This is a genomic window from Alphaproteobacteria bacterium (assembly GCA_040220875.1).
Taxonomy (GTDB): domain Bacteria; phylum Pseudomonadota; class Alphaproteobacteria; order JAVJVX01; family JAVJVX01; genus JAVJVX01.
Window position 1 is genome coordinate 194910 of the sequence record JAVJVX010000009.1, and the last position, 22061, is coordinate 216970.

General features: G+C 58.8%; 23 protein-coding genes and 1 tRNA gene. 5 read left to right on the forward strand and 19 right to left on the reverse strand.

The window, feature by feature from the left end:
• Nucleotide 1 precedes the first annotated feature (1 nt).
• The 3 genes from RLQ26_10430 to RLQ26_10440 are packed head-to-tail and all read left to right on the forward strand — an operon-like array spanning nucleotide 2 to nucleotide 2485.
• Complete coding sequence (locus RLQ26_10430) at nucleotides 2–1057, forward strand: amidohydrolase family protein (protein ID MEQ9089140.1); 1056 nt, start codon at nucleotides 2–4, stop codon at nucleotides 1055–1057.
• Entirely contained in the window at nucleotides 1054–1416 is a 363-nt protein-coding gene (locus RLQ26_10435; GenBank protein ID MEQ9089141.1) for a metal-sulfur cluster assembly factor, read from the forward strand. Before RLQ26_10430 ends, RLQ26_10435 begins: the two co-directional genes overlap by 4 nt.
• Nucleotides 1417–1444: 28 nt before the next feature.
• Nucleotides 1445–2485, forward strand: coding sequence for a zinc-binding dehydrogenase (locus RLQ26_10440; GenBank protein ID MEQ9089142.1), 1041 nt, complete (start codon nucleotides 1445–1447; stop codon nucleotides 2483–2485).
• A 22-nt stretch (nucleotides 2486–2507) separates the two neighbouring features.
• Here the strand turns inward: RLQ26_10440 and RLQ26_10445 are convergent, their stop codons facing one another.
• The 13 genes from RLQ26_10445 to RLQ26_10505 all read right to left on the reverse strand — a co-directional run bounded on the left by RLQ26_10445 (nucleotide 2508) and on the right by RLQ26_10505 (nucleotide 14238).
• The gene (locus RLQ26_10445) at nucleotides 2508–3386 is read right to left on the reverse strand and encodes an aminotransferase class IV (protein ID MEQ9089143.1); all 879 of its coding nucleotides are present in this window, start codon (nucleotides 3384–3386) and stop codon (nucleotides 2508–2510) included.
• A 14-nt stretch (nucleotides 3387–3400) separates the two neighbouring features.
• A complete protein-coding gene (locus tag RLQ26_10450; GenBank protein MEQ9089144.1) occupies nucleotides 3401–4174 on the reverse strand; it encodes an SDR family NAD(P)-dependent oxidoreductase in 774 nt (257 codons plus the stop codon).
• Between the two features lie 30 nt (nucleotides 4175–4204).
• Nucleotides 4205–5026, reverse strand: coding sequence for a DUF3891 family protein (locus RLQ26_10455; GenBank protein MEQ9089145.1), 822 nt, complete (start codon nucleotides 5024–5026; stop codon nucleotides 4205–4207).
• Nucleotides 5027–5294: 268 nt separating this feature from the next.
• The gene (locus RLQ26_10460; protein ID MEQ9089146.1) at nucleotides 5295–6125 is read right to left on the reverse strand and encodes an alpha/beta fold hydrolase; all 831 of its coding nucleotides are present in this window, start codon (nucleotides 6123–6125) and stop codon (nucleotides 5295–5297) included.
• 35 nt (nucleotides 6126–6160) lie between these two features.
• Nucleotides 6161–6772: a DsbA family protein gene (locus tag RLQ26_10465; protein ID MEQ9089147.1), complete on the reverse strand. Its 612-nt coding sequence runs from the start codon at nucleotides 6770–6772 to the stop codon at nucleotides 6161–6163.
• 238 nt (nucleotides 6773–7010) lie between these two features.
• Nucleotides 7011–7799: a 2-oxo-3-hexenedioate decarboxylase gene (gene dmpH / locus RLQ26_10470; GenBank protein MEQ9089148.1), complete on the reverse strand. Its 789-nt coding sequence runs from the start codon at nucleotides 7797–7799 to the stop codon at nucleotides 7011–7013.
• A 46-nt stretch (nucleotides 7800–7845) separates the two neighbouring features.
• Entirely contained in the window at nucleotides 7846–8898 is a 1053-nt protein-coding gene (gene dmpG / locus RLQ26_10475; GenBank protein MEQ9089149.1) for a 4-hydroxy-2-oxovalerate aldolase, read from the reverse strand.
• A gap of 11 nt (nucleotides 8899–8909) precedes the next feature.
• Nucleotides 8910–9818 carry an acetaldehyde dehydrogenase (acetylating) gene (locus tag RLQ26_10480; protein ID MEQ9089150.1) on the reverse strand — a complete coding sequence of 303 codons (909 nt, stop codon included), beginning with the start codon at nucleotides 9816–9818 and terminating at the stop codon, nucleotides 8910–8912.
• A gap of 26 nt (nucleotides 9819–9844) precedes the next feature.
• Complete coding sequence (gene dmpE, locus RLQ26_10485; protein MEQ9089151.1) at nucleotides 9845–10633, reverse strand: 2-oxopent-4-enoate hydratase; 789 nt, start codon at nucleotides 10631–10633, stop codon at nucleotides 9845–9847.
• A gap of 168 nt (nucleotides 10634–10801) precedes the next feature.
• Entirely contained in the window at nucleotides 10802–11734 is a 933-nt protein-coding gene (locus RLQ26_10490; protein ID MEQ9089152.1) for a catechol 2,3-dioxygenase, read from the reverse strand.
• Nucleotides 11731–12114: a 2Fe-2S iron-sulfur cluster binding domain-containing protein gene (locus RLQ26_10495; GenBank protein ID MEQ9089153.1), complete on the reverse strand. Its 384-nt coding sequence runs from the start codon at nucleotides 12112–12114 to the stop codon at nucleotides 11731–11733. The genes RLQ26_10490 and RLQ26_10495 overlap by 4 nt, the downstream gene beginning before the upstream one ends.
• A gap of 222 nt (nucleotides 12115–12336) precedes the next feature.
• On the reverse strand, nucleotides 12337–13599 hold the full coding sequence (locus RLQ26_10500) for a DUF1329 domain-containing protein (GenBank protein MEQ9089154.1): 1263 nt from the start codon (nucleotides 13597–13599) through the stop codon (nucleotides 12337–12339).
• A gap of 309 nt (nucleotides 13600–13908) precedes the next feature.
• Nucleotides 13909–14238: a hypothetical protein gene (locus RLQ26_10505; protein ID MEQ9089155.1), complete on the reverse strand. Its 330-nt coding sequence runs from the start codon at nucleotides 14236–14238 to the stop codon at nucleotides 13909–13911.
• Nucleotides 14239–14952: 714 nt separating this feature from the next.
• On the opposite strand from RLQ26_10505, the gene RLQ26_10510 reads away from it, so the two are divergent.
• The gene (locus tag RLQ26_10510) at nucleotides 14953–15573 is read left to right on the forward strand and encodes a DUF1326 domain-containing protein (protein MEQ9089156.1); all 621 of its coding nucleotides are present in this window, start codon (nucleotides 14953–14955) and stop codon (nucleotides 15571–15573) included.
• Between the two features lie 2 nt (nucleotides 15574–15575).
• Here RLQ26_10510 and RLQ26_10515 read toward each other — a convergent pair whose 3' ends face one another.
• Complete coding sequence (locus RLQ26_10515; GenBank protein ID MEQ9089157.1) at nucleotides 15576–16349, reverse strand: SprT family zinc-dependent metalloprotease; 774 nt, start codon at nucleotides 16347–16349, stop codon at nucleotides 15576–15578.
• A gap of 301 nt (nucleotides 16350–16650) precedes the next feature.
• On the opposite strand from RLQ26_10515, the gene RLQ26_10520 reads away from it, so the two are divergent.
• Nucleotides 16651–16926 carry a cold shock domain-containing protein gene (locus tag RLQ26_10520; protein MEQ9089158.1) on the forward strand — a complete coding sequence of 92 codons (276 nt, stop codon included), beginning with the start codon at nucleotides 16651–16653 and terminating at the stop codon, nucleotides 16924–16926.
• 211 nt (nucleotides 16927–17137) lie between these two features.
• Here the strand turns inward: RLQ26_10520 and RLQ26_10525 are convergent, their stop codons facing one another.
• From RLQ26_10525 to glpX, 5 genes are all read right to left on the reverse strand, one after another.
• Nucleotides 17138–17443 (reverse strand): hypothetical protein, encoded by a 306-nt coding sequence (locus RLQ26_10525; protein MEQ9089159.1) that lies wholly within the window; start codon nucleotides 17441–17443, stop codon nucleotides 17138–17140.
• A gap of 195 nt (nucleotides 17444–17638) precedes the next feature.
• Nucleotides 17639–18955, reverse strand: coding sequence for a DUF1329 domain-containing protein (locus tag RLQ26_10530; GenBank protein ID MEQ9089160.1), 1317 nt, complete (start codon nucleotides 18953–18955; stop codon nucleotides 17639–17641).
• Between the two features lie 161 nt (nucleotides 18956–19116).
• A tRNA-Glu gene (locus RLQ26_10535) sits at nucleotides 19117–19192 on the reverse strand.
• Between the two features lie 75 nt (nucleotides 19193–19267).
• Complete coding sequence (gene recJ, locus RLQ26_10540; protein MEQ9089161.1) at nucleotides 19268–21043, reverse strand: single-stranded-DNA-specific exonuclease RecJ; 1776 nt, start codon at nucleotides 21041–21043, stop codon at nucleotides 19268–19270.
• Between the two features lie 6 nt (nucleotides 21044–21049).
• A complete protein-coding gene (gene glpX / locus RLQ26_10545; GenBank protein MEQ9089162.1) occupies nucleotides 21050–22048 on the reverse strand; it encodes a class II fructose-bisphosphatase in 999 nt (332 codons plus the stop codon).
• Nucleotides 22049–22061: the final 13 nt, after the last annotated feature.

Here is a 22061-nt window from a genome sequence, read left to right on the forward strand (position 1 = left end):
CATGACCGATCCTTTCGTGATCGACGGCGTCACTCACCCCTACAATTTTCATCCGGGCAATCTTCGCGGCCGGTTTGGCCGGATGTTCGCAGATGTGATGTACAGTTTCTATCCGGCCGTCAATCCGCCCGATATCGCTGTCAGCCGGGAACAGTGGCACCGCGACTGGGACCCCGAGGAGTTCATCGAGACGATGCTTCTCGAAAGCGAGACAGACATGGTGTGCACTCATTCCCTGCCGATCTTCGATGCCTTCGAGGACGGCCTTGCGCGCGCCGAAAAGGGCGCCTATCTCAAAAAAGCCTATCCGGACCGGGTCCTCTGGTATGCGCGGATGGATATGTTCGATGTCGAGAAGTCGCTTGATGAGCTGCACGCACAGCTCGACGCCGGGGCGGACGGAATCAAGATGTACCCCGCGCGCTACGTCGACGGCCATACCCGTTACTGGCGCATGGACGATGAAAAACTGGCCTTCCCCATTTTCGAACTGGCGGAAAAACGGGGCATTCGCAATATTGCGATCCACAAGGCTCTGCCGCTTGGTCCCGTTTCGCACGAATCCATGGGCGTGGGCGATATTTCGGATGCGGCCGAGTGTTTTCCCGACCTCAACTTCCAGATCGTTCACGCCGGATTTCTGTTTGTCGATGAAACGAAATTCCTGCTCCTGAACAACGATAACGTTTACGCCACAATGGAAGCTTCCTTTCTCGCCTGCATGCTGAACCCGCCGGAATTCGCCCGGCTTCTGAGCGAGTTCATGGCTTACGGAGGCACGGAAAAAATTATCTATGCTTCTGCCGCCGTGAACCCACACCCCCAGCTTGTTCTTGAGGCCTTCCGCCGTTTCGAAATGCCGCCCGAATCGCCATTCCAGTTGACGGACGAGATACGGGCGAAAATCCTGGGCGGGACGCTTGCCCGCTTGCATGGAATAGATATCGGGGCACAACGACGAAAAATCGCGAATGACCGTTTTTCTGAGGCGCGCCTCCAGAATGGCCTGCGGGCGCCCTGGTCCGCCGTCCACAACGAGTCTGCCCGCGTCCGATGACGAGCCGAGCGGCGATCTGGGATACCCTAGGTGGCGTAGCCGACCCCTGCATGGCGGCGGTCGGCCTGGATCTTTCCGTCGTTGACCTCGGTCTGATTTACGACGTGGACCTGGACGACGGACATGTGTCCGTCACCATGACCTTTACGGAGATAGGGTGCCAGTTCACACATGTCGTGGTGAGCGGCATTTACGATGCCATAGAAGCCCTCCCCGGCGTCGCCTCCGTGAAAGTGGTTCCATGCTGGGAACCGCTCTGGACCGAAGCGCGGCTTACGGAGAAAGCCGCCTCTGCCCTGGCCCTTAGCGGCGTGGCGCTGCACAGGCTCAAGCGGCATGAGCATAGCCTGAAGAATTAAGCCGAATACCTGGACCCTTGGAGGCGCAATGAAAGCGATCGTGATCCACGAGCATGGCGGCGTTGATAAGCTGCGGTATGAAGACGTTCCCTCGCCCGAGCCCGGACCCGGCGATGTCGTGATCCAGGTCCACGCGGCCGGCCTTAATCATTTTGACCATGACGTCCGCGAGGGACTGTCCGGGATCGATCATCCAAAGCCCCACATCATGGGACTTGAGGCCGCAGGAACCGTGGCCGCGATCGGCACCGCCGTCACGGGCTTCAAAACAGGTGATCGGGTCGCCCCCGTATTCGCCCTGAGCGCAGGGCGCTGCAACCTGCCGGTCTGCAATTGCGAAAAGGGCTTGGACAACCTCTGCCCCGTCGGCGGAATTCTTGGCGTGACCCATCCCGGGTGCTACGCCGAATACGTCAAGGTGGCCGCCCATAACGTGCTGCACCTTCCCGAGGGACTCGATTTCGAGGAAGCTGCCTCGGTCCAGGTCACCATGGCCACGGCATGGCACATGATGGTGACGCAGCTCCGTCTTATTCCCGGGGAAACCGTCCTCGTGAATGCCGCCGGCAGCGGCATTGGATCTTCCGCGATCCAGATTGGGAAATTGCTCGGAGCCACCGTCATCACTACCGCCGGGCAGGACGAGAAACTGCGCCAAGCGAAAGAGTTGGGCGCCGATTTCACAATCAACTACACGGAAAAGAACATCTCGGCCGAGGTCATGGATATCACCCGGGGACGAGGCGTTGACGCCGTCGTGGAAAGTGTCGGCGGAACGGCCTTGCAACAGAGCCTCGATGCCCTTGCCTGGGGCGGCCGGCTTGCCACCTGCGGTGCTCATGCGGGCGAGACCGTGCCGATCAATATTATTGAATTCTTCCGTAAGGAAATTTCAATGACGGGCACCCATGGCGCCACCAAGGGCCAGATTGCCGAAGTCTTCCGGCTCGTGACGGCCAAGAAGCTTCGTCCCATCATCCATAGCCGCTTCGCCCTTGCCGATGCGGCTAAGGCGCATGAGTTGGCAGATTCCCGAAATTTCTTCGGGAAGATTCTGCTCTGTCCCTGAGCTCTCCACGCGAAGGCCGGTGTCAGATGTCGGTCGAATATTCGCCCGCTTCCCGCATCCGGAAATAGGCATCCTGAAGCCGCGTCGTCACCGGCCCCGGCGCCTGGCTGATTTTCCGCCCCATGATCTCGCGCACGGCAAGGGCGCCTCCCGCGGTGCTGGTGGTGAAGACTTCATCGGCATTGTAAAGATCGAAAGGGGTAAAGTTGAGCTGGCGCACCGGCACGCCCTCGCGTTCTGCAAGTTCGATGAACGTGGCCCGGGTGATGCCCGGCAGAATTTCCTCGCCGGGCGTGATCAGAGCGCCGTTCTTGACCAGGAAGAGATTAGAGGCAGGCCCCTCGAGAACGTATCCGGCGCGGCTGAGCCAGATCACGTCGTCATAGCCGGCTTCCAGGGCATCCAGGCGGGCAAGCTGGAAATGCAATCGGTCGAGCGACTTGAAGGCGGGATCGAGAGTGTCGGGACTCATCCCCCTCAAATGGGTGATATACAGCCGAATGCCGTTCTTCCGGGTTTCCTCATCCGCAAGAAAGATGTACGGCACCGCCCAGACCACAATAGTCGGAATGAAGTCTCTCGGATCAGCCAGAACTTCTTTCGGCACACCCCGGGTCACGATGAACCGGATGCTGGCATCCTGGAGATCATTGCGGCGGCAGACCTCGAGGATGATATCGCGCCAGTCATCCTTCGTCAGCGAGACATTCAGACGCGCGGCCTGCAAGGATCGGAAAAAGCGCTCGATATGCTCGTCCATCTTGAAAATCCGGCCCTTCCAGGCCGAGACCACGTCGAACACGCCGTCGCCCAGCAGGAATCCCTGATCGAAGACGGAGAGTCCGGCTTCGCTGGCCCGGCTGTAAGTTCCGTTAACGTAAACAATCGGATCGAATGACACCGCAACCCCCCAAGTTACCCGAGATCTCCCAACGTGATGCCGCCATCGACGACAACTGTCTGCCCAGTCACATAGCTTGACTCGTCCGAGCAAAGCATCAGCGCGACCTGGGCGATTTCTTCCGGTCTTCCGACCCGCCGGAGGGGAATGATCTCGTGGATCTTCGCCAGACCTTCCTCCCCGATCGAGTTAACAGGATCGGCACTCATCGCCGTCCGGATAATCCCCGGTGCAATCGCGTTCACCCGGATCCCAGCGGGCCCGAATTCGACCGCCAGCGCGCGGGTCAGGCCTTCCAGGGCCGCCTTCGAGGCACTATAGGGGGCATGATTTTTCCAGCCCCAGGGGCGGGCCGCAACCGAGGAGATCGAGATCACGTTGCCGCCGCCATTATCCACCATGCCCGGGGCGGCCGCGCGTATGAGCCGGACCGTCCCCCCAAAATTGACGCCCATGGTTTCTTCGATGTCTTCATCGGTTAAGTCCATGAAGGGTTTTGTCCGCGCGATCCCGGCGATACTGACGACGGCATCAATCGCACCAAACCGGTCTTCGACATCACCGACAAACTTGTTGACCTCATTCGTGCTGGCGACGTCGGTCACGGCTCCGAGAACGTCCGCGCCCATCTTCCGAAGTTCCGTCACGGTCTTTTCAAGATCTTCCGGCACCCGGTCACATATGCCCAGCTTCGCCCCCTCCCTGGCAAACGCCAGGGCGGCCTGCCGTCCAATGCCGACCTGGCTGCCTGCCCCCGTGACGACGACAATCTTGTCCTGAAAACGCATGCTCGCTTTTCCTTTCCTGTGATTCCGGGCTTATCGGGGCGCGAGAAGAGTCACGCTTTGGGAATCGACCGCCTGATCCGCAAGTCTCCGGTGAAGGGCGGCTTCAGTCTCACATTCGCCAGCGGCCAGATAGCGCCCCTCGAACGGGACCTCGATCCGATCTTCAGCAAAGGGAAACGGGTCGAGAACATAGCCATCAGCCACCGGCGTCACGGTTACGCTCACATCCTCCACCGCTGTCAAGGGCACGTGCTCGATCCGCATTGCTTTCCGGTTCGCGGCATGGGTCATATGGAAATACAGTGAGAACGTGTCAAAGAATTGCAGTTGCTTGTAGTTCTGCATTTTTTTATCGGTAGAAATCCACGCACGCACATCCGGATCGCTGGCAAGATCCTTTTCGAGGCGCGCCTGCCTGCCAACTTCGTGGTCCAGCATCGGAGCGATCCGCTTCTTCTGATCCTCCGAAAAATTTTCCATAAGCACCTTGTCCGACAAGCCATAGCGCCCGTTATAGAGCCCCCAACTGTGCATGGACGAGATAAGCCCGGCATAAGGATGATAGGCTTCGTTGAAATCGGGCGAAGCGCTGCTCGTCTTAAGGATATCGTCGAGCGGTGTTCTGGTCAGGTTATAGGGCAGGCCGGTTTCCCGATCGAGGCCGGGGGCGGCGTCGTAGGCGGCCCAGCCAGCGTCATGATGCGCGATAACGAACTCCATCTCGGCTTTCGGTGAAATCTTTTCGAATCGCTCATTGCCGAACACCTCGGCAAGCGCGCCCGCGAACCGGGTGTGTTGCGCCATCGTAATGAGGAAATGCGGCTGGCCGTCCGGAGCGGATTGTACAATCATCTCGTGCTCCATCGATGCTTGTTCGTTGAACGTTCACGTGTCCAAGCATGACTCGCCAGGCGCGGCAGGACAAGAGCGTGATGGGCCCAGGGGCCCGCAACAGGTGAGCGCGGGGGTATTGCCCTCGCCTCCCGGTCCCGGAAGGGGTTAATTTTCGTCCGGTTCAGTGATTCGCGTTGTCTGGCGACCCACGACCCGCGCGTCCTCGGCAATGGCCGTGCTTTGTGGCTTCATTGAGGGATCGGCCCTTCCCTGACCCGGCAGTCTTTTAATCTTCCGCCACGAAATCTCTGACCAGCCTGTTGAACCGGTTGCGCTGCTCGATCTGGGTCCAGTGACCACATTTTCCGAAAACATGAAGCTGGGAATCAGAAATAAGCTGATTCAAGCGAATCGAGTTCTGAACCGGTATCACCTGGTCGTCACGGCCATGCAGAATGAGAGTGCGATGTTTGAGCGCCGCAACATCGTCTTCCGATTGCGCGAGCGCCTTGATCCAACGTTGCCGTGGTGCCGGAAACATGGACGCATATGCCTCCTGGATGCCCTCACGCATGGTAGCCTTATAGCGGATTTCCGCGAGTTCGTCCGTCACGAGAGACCGGTCATAAGCCATGATATCCAGGATCTTCCGCATATAATCGATCGACGGCGTATACCCCCAGACATCGTCCAGCCCCTTGGTCAGCTCAAATTCAAGGCCGGCCGCACCCATCAGGACGAGGCGACGAATTCTTTGCGGATGACGAACGCCGAGGGCCAGGGCCAACCCTCCGCCGAAGGAATTACCGACCACGTCCACCTGATCCAGACCGAGCGCGTCCATGAGGCCAATGGCGTGGGCAACCCAGTTTTCCATGGAATAGGTTACGTTCTCCGGCCGCTCCGTAAACCCGAAGCCCACCATATCGGGGGCAATCACACGAGCGTTCTCGGCCAACTCATTCATGTTGAGGCGCCAGTTCGCGAAAGCACTCACGCCAGGGCCCGAGCCGTGCAGCAGCAGAAGCGGCGCACCCGATCCGAGGTCATGGTAATTGGTCTCGATGCCGGCGGCCTGAATGAATTTGCCGATTTCCGGATTATCGTTTTGAGCCATTCTTCTCGTTCCTCTGTTTTTTTTTGCCGTGGCCGTCAGGGAAGGGTGGATGCTTCCGGCCTGACCAGGCCCTTCTCACGGAAAATGTCTTCCAGATACTCCAGCCGGTCATTCCCCCAGAACACCTGGTCCTCGTACACGAAGGTCGGCACGCCGATCACATGAGAGGCCTGAGCCTCTTCCCAATTGGCATCAAGCTGTTTGAGACGCGCCTTATCGCTTGCTGCCGCGGCCAGCTCATCGCGGTCCAGCCCGATCTTTTCTCCAACCTTCAGCAACACGTCCAGATCGCCGATATTCTCACCCTCGGCCCACTCCGTCCACATCATCATAACGACGTACTGTCGCAGCAGGCCCTTCTCCTCCGCGAGGAGAGACCCCGCCCCGGCAGCGGTTGGGTCCGTGTCGATCGGCGGTGGATTGACCGGCAACCCCATCTTGCGGCCGATGCGTGCCACGTCCTGACGAGTCCCGGGGATCTTGACCTTGGCCCGATCCGGCGCGGAGCGGCCCTGCCATCCGCCAAGGGGCCGCCATACCAAATTGGCCTGAAAATTATCAAAAAGCCGAAACATCCGTTTGGAGACGAGATAGCAATAGGGGCTTCGGAAATTGAAGAAAACGCGAACGTTCGCCTGTTCGGACACGGCCAGGGACCTCCAAATACGTCATGCATTGGGCCCACCATAGCAAAGCCCGGTTAGACGGGCGACTGTTCCCTCCCGGGTAAATCCCGCCAGGGCCACACCAGAAACCCCAAGGTGAAAAAAATCCGGGACATAAGAAAATCCCCCAGGGATGGCCTGGGGGATTTGGCGCCTCTGTCCTGCCGACGAGCTCTTACATTTCGACATACAAGCTCTCGACGTCTGCTTCCCTATTCCGTTATCCGAAGTTGACGGAAATCGAGCCCAGCCCCTGATATCGGGCCACGATCGAATCGCCGGCACTCACGGAAACTGCAGCCGTCACGCCGCCTGTCATGATAAAGGTTCCCGCCGGTATTTCCTCTCCGCGATGTCCAAGCATATTGGCCAGCATCGCCACACTCATGGCCGGATGGCCGAGCACGGCTGCGCCGGCGCCCAACTCGACCACGCTGCCATTTTTCTCGACAACCACCCCCAAAGTCTTGAGATCGACGTCCCGCACGCTCTTGGAACGCCCGCCCGTAACAAATCTGGCAGACGACGTGTTGTCGGCAATTACACTCTTGAGATCGAATTTGAAGTCCCGATAGCGCGAGTCGATGATCTCGATCGCCGGCAGCACGAAATCTGTCGCCGCCAGCACCGACCCGATATGGCATCCCGGGCCTTTCAACGGCGCCTTGGTGACAAAGGCGATTTCAGCCTCGATCTTCGGGTGGATCAACTCCTTCGTATTGACCGTTCCCCCATCCGGAACGCTGAAATAATCGGCAAGAAATCCGTAGACCGGATCAGACACTCCCATCTGTGCCATTTTCGCCTGGGAGGTAAGCCCCATCTTGAGGCCGACAATCTTGTGTCCCCGCTTAATTTTCCTGTCCCGAATGGCGTACTGGATGGCGTAGGAATCCTCCCAATCCATGTCCGGGTATTCGTCCGTGATCTTGGTCACGTCCTTTGCGTTCAGCTCCGCCTCTTCCAGCCGTTCAGCGAGGGCCCCAATTACTTTTGCCGATAGCGCCATATTTTGAATTTTCCCTGTTTTTTCGAATCCGGGGAGGGCTCGGCCCTCAGGCCGCCGCCTCGCGTGTGCGTTTCATTTCGAGTGCGAGATCCTCGATCATGTCTTCCTGACCGCCCACCGTCCCCCGACGGCCCAGTTCGACAAGAATATCGCGCGCTGGAATGCCATGCTTCTTTTCGGCCCGTCTTGCGTGCAGAAGGAAGGATGAGTAGACGCCTGCATACCCCAGCACCAGGGAATCCCGGTCAACGCGGATAGGCTGATCCATCAGGGGAATTATAAGCTCTTCAGCAACATCCATGAGCTTGTAGACATCGATCCCCTTGTTGTTTCCCATGACCGCGGTGTCCGCTCCCATGCGTTCGAGCACCGCCGCAAGGACTTCCAGAGGCGTATTACCGGCCCCCGCGCCCAGTCCGGCGGCCGACCCGTCGATCCTGTTCGCACCGGCATCTATGGCGGTCAGCGAATTTGCCACCCCCATGCCAAGGTTGTGATGCGCGTGAAAGCCGAGCTCAGTGTCGGGGTTCAATTCACGCCGCAGCAGTGAAATACGTGCCGTCACATCGTCTGGCAGCATGGTTCCTGCCGAGTCCGTGCAGTAGATGCAGTTGGCCCCGTAGGATTCCATGAGTTTTGCCTGTTCAAGGATTTCCTCGGGCCCGATCATGTGGGCCATCATGAGAAATCCGACCGTATCCAGGCCAAGCTCGCGGGACAGGCCGATATGCTGCTCGGAGACGTCGGCTTCGGTACAATGGGTCGCCACACGAATCGTGTGGACGCCGCAATCGCGTGCCATCCTCAAATGGTCGACGGTCCCGATCCCCGGTAACAACAATGCGGAGACTTTGGCCTGCTTCATCTCGGGAATGACGGCGCGAAGGTATTCCTCGTCCGTGTAAGCACCGAATCCGTAATTCACCGACGAGCCACCCAGGCCGTCGCCGTGCGTCACCTCGATCAAGGGAACGCCGGCTTCGTCGAGGCCCTTGGCGATCGCCTTCATCTGCTCCAACGAGATCTGATGAGCCTTGGCGTGCATCCCATCGCGAAGACACATATCGTGGAGCGTGACCTTTTTTCCCTTGAGATCCATGAGGCGCCTCCTTACGCAGCCGGCTCAAGAACCAGCGAGCCGTCGAGGAGCTCCTCGGCGAACATCTCCCCGGTCCGCGCCGCGGCCGCTGTCATGATGTCCAGATTGCCCGAGTATTTGGGCAGATAATCCCCGAGACCTTCCACCTCCAGGTAGATGGAGACCCGATTTCCGTCGAAAACGGGGCCTTCCTTGATCCGATAGCCGGGGACGTAGCGCTGTACCTCCTTCAGCATATCCTGAATGGACTTGGTGATCGCTGCCTCGTCGGGTGTCGTCTCTGTCAGGCAGTGCACCGTGTCCCGCATAATCAGGGGTGGCTCCGCCGGATTGAGAATGATGATCGCCTTGCCTTCCTTGGCGCCACCAACTTTTGTGATGCCATCGGCGGTCGTCCTGGTGAATTCATCGATATTCTTTCGCGTGCCAGGGCCGGCGGACTTGGAGGCCACGGTCGCGACAATTTCACCGTATTTCACCGGCTGTACGCGCGATACCGCTGCCACCATCGGAATTGTCGCCTGGCCGCCGCAGGAGACCATGTTGACGTTAAGCTCCCGCTTGCCGACATGATCCTTGAGATTGACAGGTGGCACGCAATACGGGCCGATCGCCGCCGGCGTGAGGTCGATGACAACGACATTGTAGGGCTTGAGCTTGTTCCACGTTTCCGGATGCACATAGGCGGACGTGGCGTCGAACACGATCTGAATATTGTCATCCTTGATATGCGGCAGCAGGCCGTCGATTCCATCGGGGGTGGTCTTGAGTCCCATGTCGCCAGCCCGCGCGAGGCCTTCCGACTTCGGGTCGATACCGACCATCCACACTGGATCGAGGACATCGCTTCGCTTTAGCTTGTACAAAAGGTCGGTATTGATGTTTCCCGAACCAACAAGCGCACATTTGATCTTGGCCATTGCGCCGCTCCTTCACTTACACCGAATTACTCTTCAAACCTGACGCTGGCCGAGCCGATGCCGCCGACTTCGACACGCAGGTGGTCCCCGGCTTGTGCCGGCACCAATGGCACAAGAGAGCCGGAAAGGATGACTTCCCCAGCCCGCAACGTGATGCCCAGACTGCCCAACATGTTGGCAAGCCAGACTACGCAACTGACCGGCGACGACCCGAGCGCCGCGGCGCCCGCGCCGGTCGCAACGATCTCGCCGTTCTTCTCGAGGACCATGCCGCAAACACCAAGATCAACTTCGTCGACACCAACCGCGGTTCCACCGAGGACGAAAAGCCCGGACGACGCATTGTCGGATATGGTGTCCTGGATCTTGATTTTCCAATCCTTGATTCTGGAATCGACGATTTCGAAGCACGGCATAACGAAATCCGTGGCTGCGATCACGTCCGCCGCCGTCACGCCGGGTCCAGCAAGGTCCTTTTTCAAGATGAAGGCAATCTCGCCTTCCGCGCGCGGCTGCAACAGCGAGTTCGTCGGCAAGACGTCACCGTCACCGTAAACCATGCCGGACAGGAGGTGCCCGAAATCCGGCTGGTTGACATTCAGCATGTTCATGACGGCCTTGCTGGTCACGCCGATCTTCCAGCCGACGATCTCTTCCCCGTCCTTCAGGCGCCGGCTGATAACCCGTTCCTGTATTTTGTAGGCATCCTCGATCGTGATACTGCTGTCCCGCTCCGTCAGCGGCAGAACGGGCGTCGCGCTGCGGACGGCGTCGAAAAGCTCATCACCGAATTTGTTTATCTGCTTCGTATCCATAGAACCTGGCGACTCTCGTTCGCGGGCCTGCCTCGTTGGCAGGCCGTGTCATTGCGGGAATATAGACGGCCGGACAAGGACTGATTTTGTCGAACCGCCCACTCGGTCCAGCTGACGGACCGGGCAGATCGCGGAACGGACAGAACTGTCCGTTCCGCCGCACTCAGCCTAGGTGACCACACCGAGGAAATTCTCGTTCAACTCCTGATCCACGTAGAAGATGGCGGACCCGAGATTACTGGTCATCCAAGTCAGCACCGGCATGTCCGGATAGCGGATATAGCCGCCCGCGAACACCTCGTTCCGGTTCCCGGAAGGATCGAAGAAGTAGATCGTGGCGCCACGCGTAATCCCGTGGCGGGTTGGCCCGATATCGGTCGAGATCCTGTATTTCCCGATAATATCGCCTGCGTGGTAGATGTCCTGAACCGAGGGCAGGTTGAATGACACGTGATGCAGCTTGCCCGGCTCGGGATGGCTTACAAAGGCAATGTCGTGCGCCTTGTTGGAGCATGCAAGAAACGCACTTACCTGTGTGCCTGACTCGTCATCAATGATCTGTTCCGTCAGCTCGAAACCAAGTGCCTCGATGAGGAACTTGGCCGTTTCGGGAATATTCGGCCCATAGAGCAACACGTGGTCCGTTCTGGTCGGCGCCATGCCCTTGACGACGGCGGGATCCGGCAACACTTCGGGGTTGGTCGTCGGGATCGTGTTCCCGTTCTGCTCCTTTTCCGCGTAGAGCTGCATTGTGTGTCCCGACGGAATCTGGAACTGGATGCGCCGCCCGCTCTTCGGGTAGACCCCGGCGTCGATCCGCTCCACGGGGACGCCTGCAGCCGCGACCCGTTTTTCAAGCGCTGTCAGGGTCTCATCATCCAGAACCTTGAAGGCGAAATAATCAATGCCGGCCTCGTTGGTTTCGCGCAGAACGACGCTGTGGTGGTCATGCTCGTCCCATGCCTTGAGATAGGCTTGGCCGTCCTTGTCACGCATGACTTCGCTGAGGCCGATATAATCGGTGTAATGAGTCAGCGTCTTGTCAAGGTCAAGGACCCTGAGTGCGACTTCGCCGAGTCGCAGAACTCCGTTGACCGTCATGTCTTTCCCTCCGTCTGGGGGGTGGATCTTCTGTTGCCACCCTGGTTCGTTGGCTTGTCAGGTTTATGGCCCGCATATCCAGTCGGGTCAAACGCCCTCACGATCTTGCCTAGTACCTTAATTCTAATGTCGCTCTCCGGAAAGGCCCGACAAGCCAAAAAAATCCCGCTTTTTTCGTCTTTTTCAGTGACATGAGCCCGACTCATTTTCAGGGTTCGAACCTTGCCTTCAAGCAACCTGACCTTGCAGATACCGCAGCCCCCGCCGCGGCATCCTACGGGAATTCCCTTGCGCCCGAGAGCTTGCATGCCACGGAGGATGTCCTTGCCTGGAGGGCAGATGAATTCCTCTCCCGTATCCTCGATCTTTACCTTCGCCACGCTGGCCTTCTTTCGCTTCCTGACATTTCCCCGTCCGTCTTTTCAGTCCGGTCAAAGCCGAAACTGTCCATATTTGGTTCCAAATTTTTCGAGCACCGCGCCGCACCGGACCGGCTTATTCGGCATCCGTAACCGACCGGCGGGCATTGGAAAAGGGCGCGACGGAAGTTCCGTCCCCCTGGGCGTTTCTGAAGCGCAGAATGCTGGGGGAAATCACCGCGATCAGCGGGCGGCCAGAGCCTTGAGGGCCTCCAGGCTGACTTCTTCCGGCGCGAGATCTCCATTCAGGGAATCTATATCCGACACCCAGGCTGTGGCCAGATCCTCGCTACGGTCAATAACCAGGCCCCACACGGCCTCCGTCACCTGTCGCCCGTCCGCGGCGGTCTGGGTCCGGAAACCCTGGGAAAGATCGCGCCAGAACCGGCCGTCACGGTCATACGCCTCACCACGATAAATCTGCCAGCCGGCCTGATCGATATATATCACCTTCCGGCCATAACGATGGCTTTCCGGCGGGATGGCTTCGATGACGTAAACCTTGCGTGCTTCCCACCTGTCGACCGGATTCCACCCGGGGCTCGCCGCCAAATCAAAGCGGGGAAATTCCTGGCCCCCTCCGTTCTCGGAAGGCTTCCAGGAAACCCCTTGGCTATGCCGCGAGACAAGCAGCCTGCGTTCCCCCAGAAGGCGGATGGTTTCATACCAGGTCGGGTATGCGCCAAAGATGCCAACATCGTCCCCTGCCTGAACCGTCCCTTCCATATCCTCAACCCAGACATCTCCGGGCACTTCCATCGGCGGGCCGAAACCCGGAATATAAATCCAGCCTTCCGATGGCGCGCCCGTATCGAGGTGGCGCACGAAGTTTCCGAACCCGGCAACCTGCTGTGGCGCAAGCCCGGTGACGAGAATCTTTCTCAGGGTTTCGAGGTCGCCGTTTGCGTCCTGCCTTTTCGATATTGCGCCTTTCACCCTGAATCGCTTGAAGCTGAAAATCGAGACAGACTGCAGCCCGTCATTCTTGCCTATATTGAGTGATGCCAGCCGGCCTTCGAACCGGTCAGCGCCCTGATGACCATAGACCGCGTTCCAGATAATCCGCCATCCGGCGTCCGGGCTTTGTCCTTGCACATCGGGAAACGGTGCGCCCGAGACCCAGCCCGTCACCCTTTTGGTTTCGGGGTCCAGCACGGTTGCGGGTGGATTTTTCCGGGTCAGGGCGAGATATAACTCATCCGCCTGCTCCCGTGTCGTCGGCCCCACATTCATCACGAGACCATCGCCCCGGATCCGAGCCAATTGCTGTGCCGTCAGCGCGTCGGCGGCCTTTGTCCCGTCCGGGAGGAGAACCCCGTCTGCCAGGGTCTCGGCATCGATCCGAATTGTATCCGTCGCGGAGGCCGAGGCTGAAGTCAGCGCGACTATCGCGCATAAACCTCCGAATATCCGCAATCGACGCCACAAGCGACAAGAAATCCGCATCAGTACTCCGCGAGAAAACCGATCCTATGCCCATCTATGACCGCGGCAGGCGATACACCGGGCGACACACGCTGTTTCAGCCGTCCGATCATGTCCAATTGGCCCGCTCACGGCAATACGGCTAGCAAGCAAAAGCCTGAAACAAAAAGAAAGGGGGCCAATGGCCCCCTTCCGTCTCTGCTGCGACCGGTCCCGTTTCCGGCGTGGGCCAGGCGTTAAGCCTGTCTGTTGCCGAAGCGGCCGTGAAATACGACCGTGTAGGGCGACTTTGCTTTCGCGCCGCCGCCCTTGCGGGACTTAGTTACAGGGTTATTTTTTTTTGGTGGTCGTCCGCTTGCGGGCGGGCGCCTTGCGCTTGGCGGCCTTCTTAGCCGTCTTGCGCTTCGGTGCCTTGCGCTTCGCAGTCTTGCGCTTAGCGGCCTTCTTCGCGGTCTTGCGCTTTGGCGCCTTACGCTTAGCGGCCTTCTTAGCGGTCTTGCGCTTCGGCGCCTTACGCTTAGCGGCCTTCTTGGCGACTTTGCGCTTAGCGACTTTACGCTTTGCGACTTTACGCTTCGTCGTCTTACGGACAGCCTTCCGCTTCGGCGCCTTGCGCTTAGCGGCCTTCTTCCGTGTGGTTTTCTTCGTCGTAGCGGCCATGCCGAGCTCCCCTCGTTGCCGGATGGTAATTGAACTTAGTCTACTGGGAATTCCTCAAACAAATAAAATTCAGAAACCAGCAAGTTAAGTTCCTAATCGGAATCGGTTAATAAAACATTACTTATCCTTTGTCTATAGTAAGTTAAATCTAGAACTCAGGACCGAATCGGTGACTTGCCGGCAGTCTTGAATCCTTCGACCCCATGATTCGACATTTCAGCACCGCGCGAGAATTCTATATTCGGCCGGTCATTTCAGAGCCCAATGGAGAGAACCGCCCTCCAGACCTTGCAATTAACCAACCCCGTCTTTGAAGTCGAAGAATGAATTCTTGGCAAAACGGGAAATTACCTGCCCGGTTATTCATGCGTTTTTTATCTTTTAAAAACAGTTACTTAGAATGTGACACTTGGAAATTTCGGCGCGCTGCCAACGGGTTGCGGAACTCCCTCTCGGGCGTGTCGGCCTGGATCTGTCCCCGGCCCCGCGGCCCTTCTTTCCATACATCGCAGCGCAACCAAAAAATCGCGCGCTCTTCCCCCTCGACCTTCCGAAACAGCCGAAGTCGAGCCGGCAGGAATGCAGCCGATGCCAGGATCGGGGATTGCCTCCCTACTAATTTTTTTTCTGGCCGCCTAAATTAGGGCAACCTTTGACGGGGGGATTTCCGTACCCCGAAACGCCACCGACGTCCCCGGAAGGAGCGAACGAAAAATGGCCAAGAGCGACTGGAAGGTTTCTGGACGATATCTGGAGGCATGCAGCTGCGCCTACCTTTGCCCCTGCATCGTTACCAATATGAGTGCTCCAGCCACACAGCCCTTCTGCAAAGTGGTCATGGGCTTTCAGATCGAAACAGGCTATTTCGACGAGATTCCGCTGGCCGGCCTGGCATTCGTCCTCGTATCGGAGACGCCCGCGATAATGGCTGAAGGCAACTGGAAGGTAGGGCTGATCGTCGACGAGCGCGCGTCCGATGCACAGGTGGAAGCCCTGTCGGCAATCACCAGCGGAAAATCGGGCGGCCCGCTGACACCTCTCTCTCCCCTGATCGGGGAATTCCTCGGCATCGAGCGCAAACCGGTCGAAATCTTTTGGGACGGGCTGCGTTGCGGTCTCCAGGCTGCCGATGCCGTGGATATTGGGGTCGAAGGAACACCCAGCGCGGTGGCTGATGGCGAGCCCATTTATCTGGAGAATACCCTGCATCCCGCCAACAAGCGGCTGGCGCTGGGGCGGGCCGTGCGCAACCGGATCACAGCCTTCGGAATAGAGTGGCTGGATGACAGCGGTGAAACCAACGGCCACTTCGCCCCGTTCAATTGGCACTCATAGCCTCAAGGCAATTCGGGCTCACATTGACCGTAGCGGTAGAGCGCCGGCCCGTTTTTCCGAAGCCACTCCTGGGCCGGCCGAAACTCTCCCACGAGGGTTTTCACGAGAGCCCAGAAATTACGACCGTGGTTCATCTCCCGGAGATGGGCCACCTCATGCGCGACCACATAATCCAATACCATTTCCGGTGCAAAAATCAGTCGCCATGAGAACCTCAAATCCCCTTCGTATGAGCAACTACCCCATCGGGATTTCGTATCGGACACGATAATCCTCCGGTAGCTGGCCCCTAACTGGACGACACCGGCCTGGGCCCGGACACGGATTTCCCGCTCGGCTTGCTGCCGGAGCCAGAGACCAATTCTTTCCGGCAATGTTTCCGCGGGGCCATCGATTTCCAGGAAATCTTCCGTCGGCAGGATGAAGCCCGCCTCACCCGGCCTACACCTTATGGTCAAGGACTGCCCCAGGAACGGGATCTCGACACCTTCCTGAAACGGTACCGGGGCGGGAAGCTCGTCGAGACTGGCGGCGATCCAGTCCCCTCTCTCCGTCACGAATGCCAGTCCCTCAGCCAGAAGGCCGGGGCGCGGCAGGACCAGTTCGATGCCGGCAAAATGCGGCGAGACCGAGATCAGAATGCGACGGGCCCGAGGATTGACCCGGACTCGAAGGGGAACCTGCCGCCCCTTCTTCAGCCGGAGCAGGGATGGTCCCGACAAAAGCTGCGCCATATGGGCTCCCGAGCAGGCCGGTCGTGATTTGGCAGTCATCATGCCGGCTCTTCGTCAGACGCATAAATGCCTGCGTGTATCTCCAATATTTTGTAGGTATCAGACTGCAAGATCGCAAGCAATTGCGGTTTCCGAAAGGCTCCTTGGGAAGAATACTCAGCGTGTCGGTGATCCTGACAGGCGTCAAAACGCGATCCCCGTTGATTTTGGAGGAACGCTCAGTCACTCTCCCAAGGTGCTTCCGAAAAATATGAGGGCCGGGCTGGAGCAAGAGTATGGAAGCGCGTTTTTGAGGCTGGTGGCAGCCCCTGGCCTCTTCTGACGACCAGTACGAGTAAATTCCATGTCAAATGAGGAATCCGCGGCAGAAGGCGGATCGCTCGTTGTCGGGAAGATAAAGTGGTTCAACCCTGAAAAGGGTTATGGCTTCGTCATCCCCGATGATGGGACTCCGGACGCCTTCCTCCACATCTCGGTATTGAAGGATGCTCAACTGCGAGACGCTCCTGAGGGGTCGGTCATAAAGTGTGAAATTGAGCAGGCGCAAAAAGGACGGCAGGTAGTCAAAATCGTCGAGCTTGATACCAGCACAGCGGTAAAACGAGGGGCACGCGACTAGGGGGGTCCGAGCGATCAGTTGACGCTTCGGCTCTGAGTGCCGGGGCGCTTGATACCCGGCCGGGCGGAGCGGCTCAGCAGGAATGGCGAAGCTGCGACTTTAGTCGTCGCAGTGAGAAACATCTCAGCGTCTTTGACGTGGGGTTCGAGGACGACGCGACAGCCATCCGCCTGCTCACGGGCCCGGCCCGCCGGCCCTCCTCCGCGCGCTGCTAATTCGAAAGCTGGATACCGGTGCGGTTGCGATAGGTTTCCGCCAGCAGAAAGGTGCCCAGAGCACGGCGCAATTCCTGCGTTCCCATGCCTGACAGCCTCTCGGAACTGCTGGCAAATTGGCGCGGCTCCTGCGGCCCGCGCATTTCCAGCAGAATCGGCCCCGCGGTGGTTAGAAGGGACGGGTTCGTGCTGGCGTTGGCACCGGGGGCCGCCGCTGCGGTCATGCCCAGAAACAACGCGCCCCCGACAGCGCTCATTACCGGGGACAGGCTGTTTCGTCGCTTCTTCGACGACACTGACATTGTTCTGCTCCAAGCCTTTTTCCAGGGCACCATCACCCTTTGGAGCAAACTTACCGGAGGGGAATAAAAACCACGTTAACTATTGCCGCGGCTTTAGATTGATGTTTTTGAAATTAAAGGAGAAATCGGAGCGAATTTTAGGCATCCGTCCGCAACCGCCGAGGTCGGGCCGGACACCTGTCCTCCCGGTCCGTTTTACTGGCCTTGCGCTTCCAGGACACCCAAAGATATTTCATCCGGAGTCATTGGGCCGTTGAATGTCGTCTGTGGAGATCCAACGAAAATCGTCGCGTGGAAGTTCTGGAAATCGATGGCGCCACCATATGCACCCCAGTACGCGTGCCCGTTCGGATCATCCGCTGGGACATGATGCAGCACCGGCTGATACATCCACTTTTTAAAGACCCCGGCGTCATCGTAAGCCTCGCCGTGAGTCCCCAGCCATATCTCGGGATCGATATAAGCGATTTTTTCCGAATACGGATGTTCCTCCGGAGGAATCGCTTTCACGATCAATGCCTCGCGAACTTCCCACGGCTCGTTCGGATACCAGTAAGGGGCAGTCTCCAGATTAAGATGAGGGAACCGTTGATTAATGTCCTCAGCACCTTCGATCCAGGGTTCGCTGCGAACTGACCCGTGAACCAAGATTTTCTTCTTTCCGACGAGGCGAAAATCTTTGTACCAGGTGGGAAAAGCCGCCAACACGTCAATATCGTCATTCAGCCAATCCGTGCTTCCGGCGGGATTCATCCAGGCGCCTCCGGACAATCGGCGCACCCGCCTCAAGTCCCGGATATACGCCCAGCTATCGTCAAAGGCGCCAGTCGTGTAACGGATCGTAAAGGTACCGATCCCCTTAAGATCCTGTGGTGCCAAGCCAAAAAAGATCTGTTTGAAGTGAATTGTGCCGTCACCGAGTGTCGGCCCTTCACTGGCGGCACCATAGCGACCGGCCATGCGGATGCGCCGAAAATTCCAGTGTTGCAACCGCTCTATACCATTTTGGCCGTCGATAAGAATCCAGATGAAAAGCTCGCGGTTAATGCTGTCACCATTCATCGGGCCGTAAGCCTGGTTCCAGGCAACCTTCCAACCGGCGTGGGGATCTGACGGATCGATCGACGGAAATGGCACGCCGGCGACCCAGCCGACCGGGCGCCGTGTCTCGGGGTCAAATGACACTGTTTTCTTGTTACGCTCATTCCGTGCCGCGTAATGCCGGTCGATATGATAGCGCTGCGTATCTCTCAATCCGACCCGAAGCCCGGTATTCCGGATCTGCCATTCGACTTTTTCCGGCAGCAGATCGCCAAGACGCTCGCCTTTGAATTTCTTTTCGAGCAATTCGTCGATGTTTCCGGCCACGATCGTCGCGCCGGGTTGAATCCGTCCGGGGTCTTCGCTGTCGGCGATTTTCTCCTCTGCCTGGGCAGTGGACACAGCCAGGGCCAGGGCCAGCGGAAGCGCGAACATGCCGGTCAACTTTTTTGCTCGGATGTGTGATGTCAAAAGAATGGCCCCCTCGCCCGCGTAATTCAGCCCACCGTCCGCCTATCGGTTCCCGAAAACCCAAAAAGGGTCGGGCGCCTGCTTCCCATGCCTGCCGGGGAAGCCCTGGCGGCGCCAGCATCCGCGAAAATACCGGGGAATTTTGGCTCGAGGCTCGAAACTGGCGACCCCAACGGGATTCGAACCCGTGTTGCCGCCGTGAAAGGGCGGTGTCCTAGGCCTCTAGACGATGGGGTCACTGCCGTTTTCGTCTAAAGGGTCGATGCCTGAAAATCAAATGGAAAATCCTTTGGCTCCAGGCCGCAGAAAGTCCTACCGGCCGCCACCGGCAGCGGCGGCATCGGTAATGACGAGCTGAACCCGATTATGGCCCTGCCAGCTATCCAGGCGAAGATGCCCGGCAATGTGAAGCGGCCGGCCGCCCGATGACAGGAGTGCCTGGCCCCAAGCCTGGTCCGCGCTTCGAAAGGAAATCCCCTTCAGTTTTTTTCCGTCATTGCCCTGAAGTGTGCAGCGGACATGATTTTCTCCCACGATATCGGCATAAGCGATCGTCGCGTCGGCAATCGCCAGCCGCGGCTCGGCATTTCCCGCGCCGAACGGCCCGAGATCCTGCACCTTCTGTACGAGTTCGAAATTCGCCCCCCCGACAGACAGCGCTGCATCAAGATTAAGGATGGGAGTGACATCGCCCCGATCCTGAAGCCGCTCATCGAGGAAAGCCTCGAAATCGCCAACTTTCTCCCGTTCGATCGTCAGTCCGGCCGCCATCCGATGCCCGCCACCATTGACCAGGAGGCCGGCCTGACGGGCCGCAATGACAATCGCACCAAGGTCGACACTGGGGATGGAGCGCCCCGAGCCTTTGCCAGTCTCACCATCCAAAGAAATTACGAACGCCGGCAGGTCGTAGCGATCCTTTAGTCGGCTCGCGACGATCCCGATGACTCCGGGATGCCACCCCGCGGACGCCACGACAATTACCTTGCGGCCTGGGCGTCCCTTCCCGACCAGCGCCGTCGCCGCCTCAAGGACAGCCGCTTCCACGGCCTGGCGCTCGCGATTGAGACCGTCCAAGGTCCTGGCAATGGTCCGGGCTTCGGTCATGCTATCCGTTGTCAGCAGACGCGCGCCCAACGCCGCCTCTCCAACCCGGCCACCCGCGTTGATCCGGGGTCCAAAAACAAACCCCGCATGGTAGGCATCCGGCGCCTTGTCAATATTCGCCACTTCGGACAGGGCGGCCAGACCCACATTGCCGCGGCGAGCCATGACCTTCAGCCCCTGACGGGCGAGCGCACGGTTGAGACCCACCAACGGCACCACGTCGCAAATCGTCCCCAGCGCCACCAGATCCAACAGGGACATCAAGTCGGGCTCATTTCGCTCAACATACCAGCCCGCATCCCGCAGCACCCTGTTGGTCGCGACGCACAGCAGAAACGCCACCCCGACCGCGGCCAACTGCCCGTAGGCACCGCTCTCATCCAGACGGTTCGGGTTGATGACGGCGAAGGCCTCGGGCAGTGAGGGCTCCGCCTCGTGATGATCCACCACGATGAGATCAAGACCCATGTCCCTGGCTGCCCTGATCGGCTCGAACGCCGTTATGCCGCAGTCCGCGGTGAGAACCAGGGATGCTCCCTGTGCCTTGATGCCTTGCAGCGCTGGTGTGTTGGGGCCGTAGCCTTCGGTAAGACGGTCCGGAATGTAGAAGAACGTCTTTCCTCCGGCGGCGGCAATAAATCGCGTCAGCACCGCGCTCGAAGTCGCGCCATCTACGTCATAATCACCGAAAATACAGATTCTCTCTCCGCCCATGATCGCAGCTGCCAGCCGCTCCGCCGCCCTATCCATATCTTTGAACTGGGAGGGGTTAGGGAGAGAATCACGAAGTGTCGGATCCAAAAACCACGACGCCTGATCGAGGGCGATGCCGCGGCCCACCAGAATCCGCGCAAGAATTTCCGCAATGCCGAGGCGCTGCGCCAGGGCCAGCGCCTGCCGATCATCGGAAACGCGCGATTGCCAACGTTTCCCGGAGAAAGATTTCTCGACACCCAGAAAAGCAGGGGTCTTTGGCTCCAACTTCGATCACCTGTCCAGAAAGGGCCTGAAGGCCGTTTTTCTCGTGAAGTCGTGGTTTGCCTCAATCGTCCGGACAGTGCCTGTTTTCGAGCGCATGACGATCGAATGGGTAGTTGCACCGCCAGGAAAGTTCCGAACGCCGCGCAGCATCGACCCGTTGGTCACACCTGTCGCGGCGAACATCACGTCATTGGCGGCAAGATCGTGCAAGGTATACTTGCTGTCCAAATCTTCGATCCCGCAACGCCGCGCACGCCGCCTTTCGTCATCGTTACGAAACGTCAGGCGCGCCTGCATCTGCCCACCGATACAGCGCAATGCAGCGGCGGCCAGAACGCCCTCCGGCGCACCTCCAATACCCAGATAGAGATCGACACCGCTATCCGGACGTGAGGTCGCGATGACACCGCTCACGTCCCCGTCAGAAATGAGCATGATGCGTGCCCCTGCCTCGCGAACCCTGGCGATCAGTTCTGCATGCCGCGGACGGTCGAGGATACAGACGACCAGGTCGGAAACCTCCATTCTCTTGGCCTTTGCCAGGCTCTCCAGATTTTCCTTGGGGCTTGCGTCGAGATCAACGACGTCATCAGGCAGGCCGCCCCCAACCGCAACCTTGTCCATATAGACGTCCGGGGCGTTGAGGAAGTCACCCTCATTGGCCATTGCCACCACGGCAAGCGCATTGGCGCCCCCTTTGGCCGTGATCGTCGTCCCCTCGAGCGGGTCAAGCGCGATGTCAATTCTGGGCCCTTCGCCCCGGCCGACTTTCTCGCCGATAAACAACATCGGTGCTTCGTCTCGCTCACCTTCACCGATGACGACCGTGCCCTCGATCTGAAGTCCGTTCAACGCCCGGCGCATTGCATCTACCGCCGCCTGATCCGCAGATTTCTCATCCCCCCGTCCCATGAGTCGCGAGGCGGCCAGAGCGGCGGCTTCCGTTACTCGAACTACTTCCAGAGCGAGGTTGCGATCCATGACGGCTTCTAACGCCTGGGTCATGATGTATTTTTCC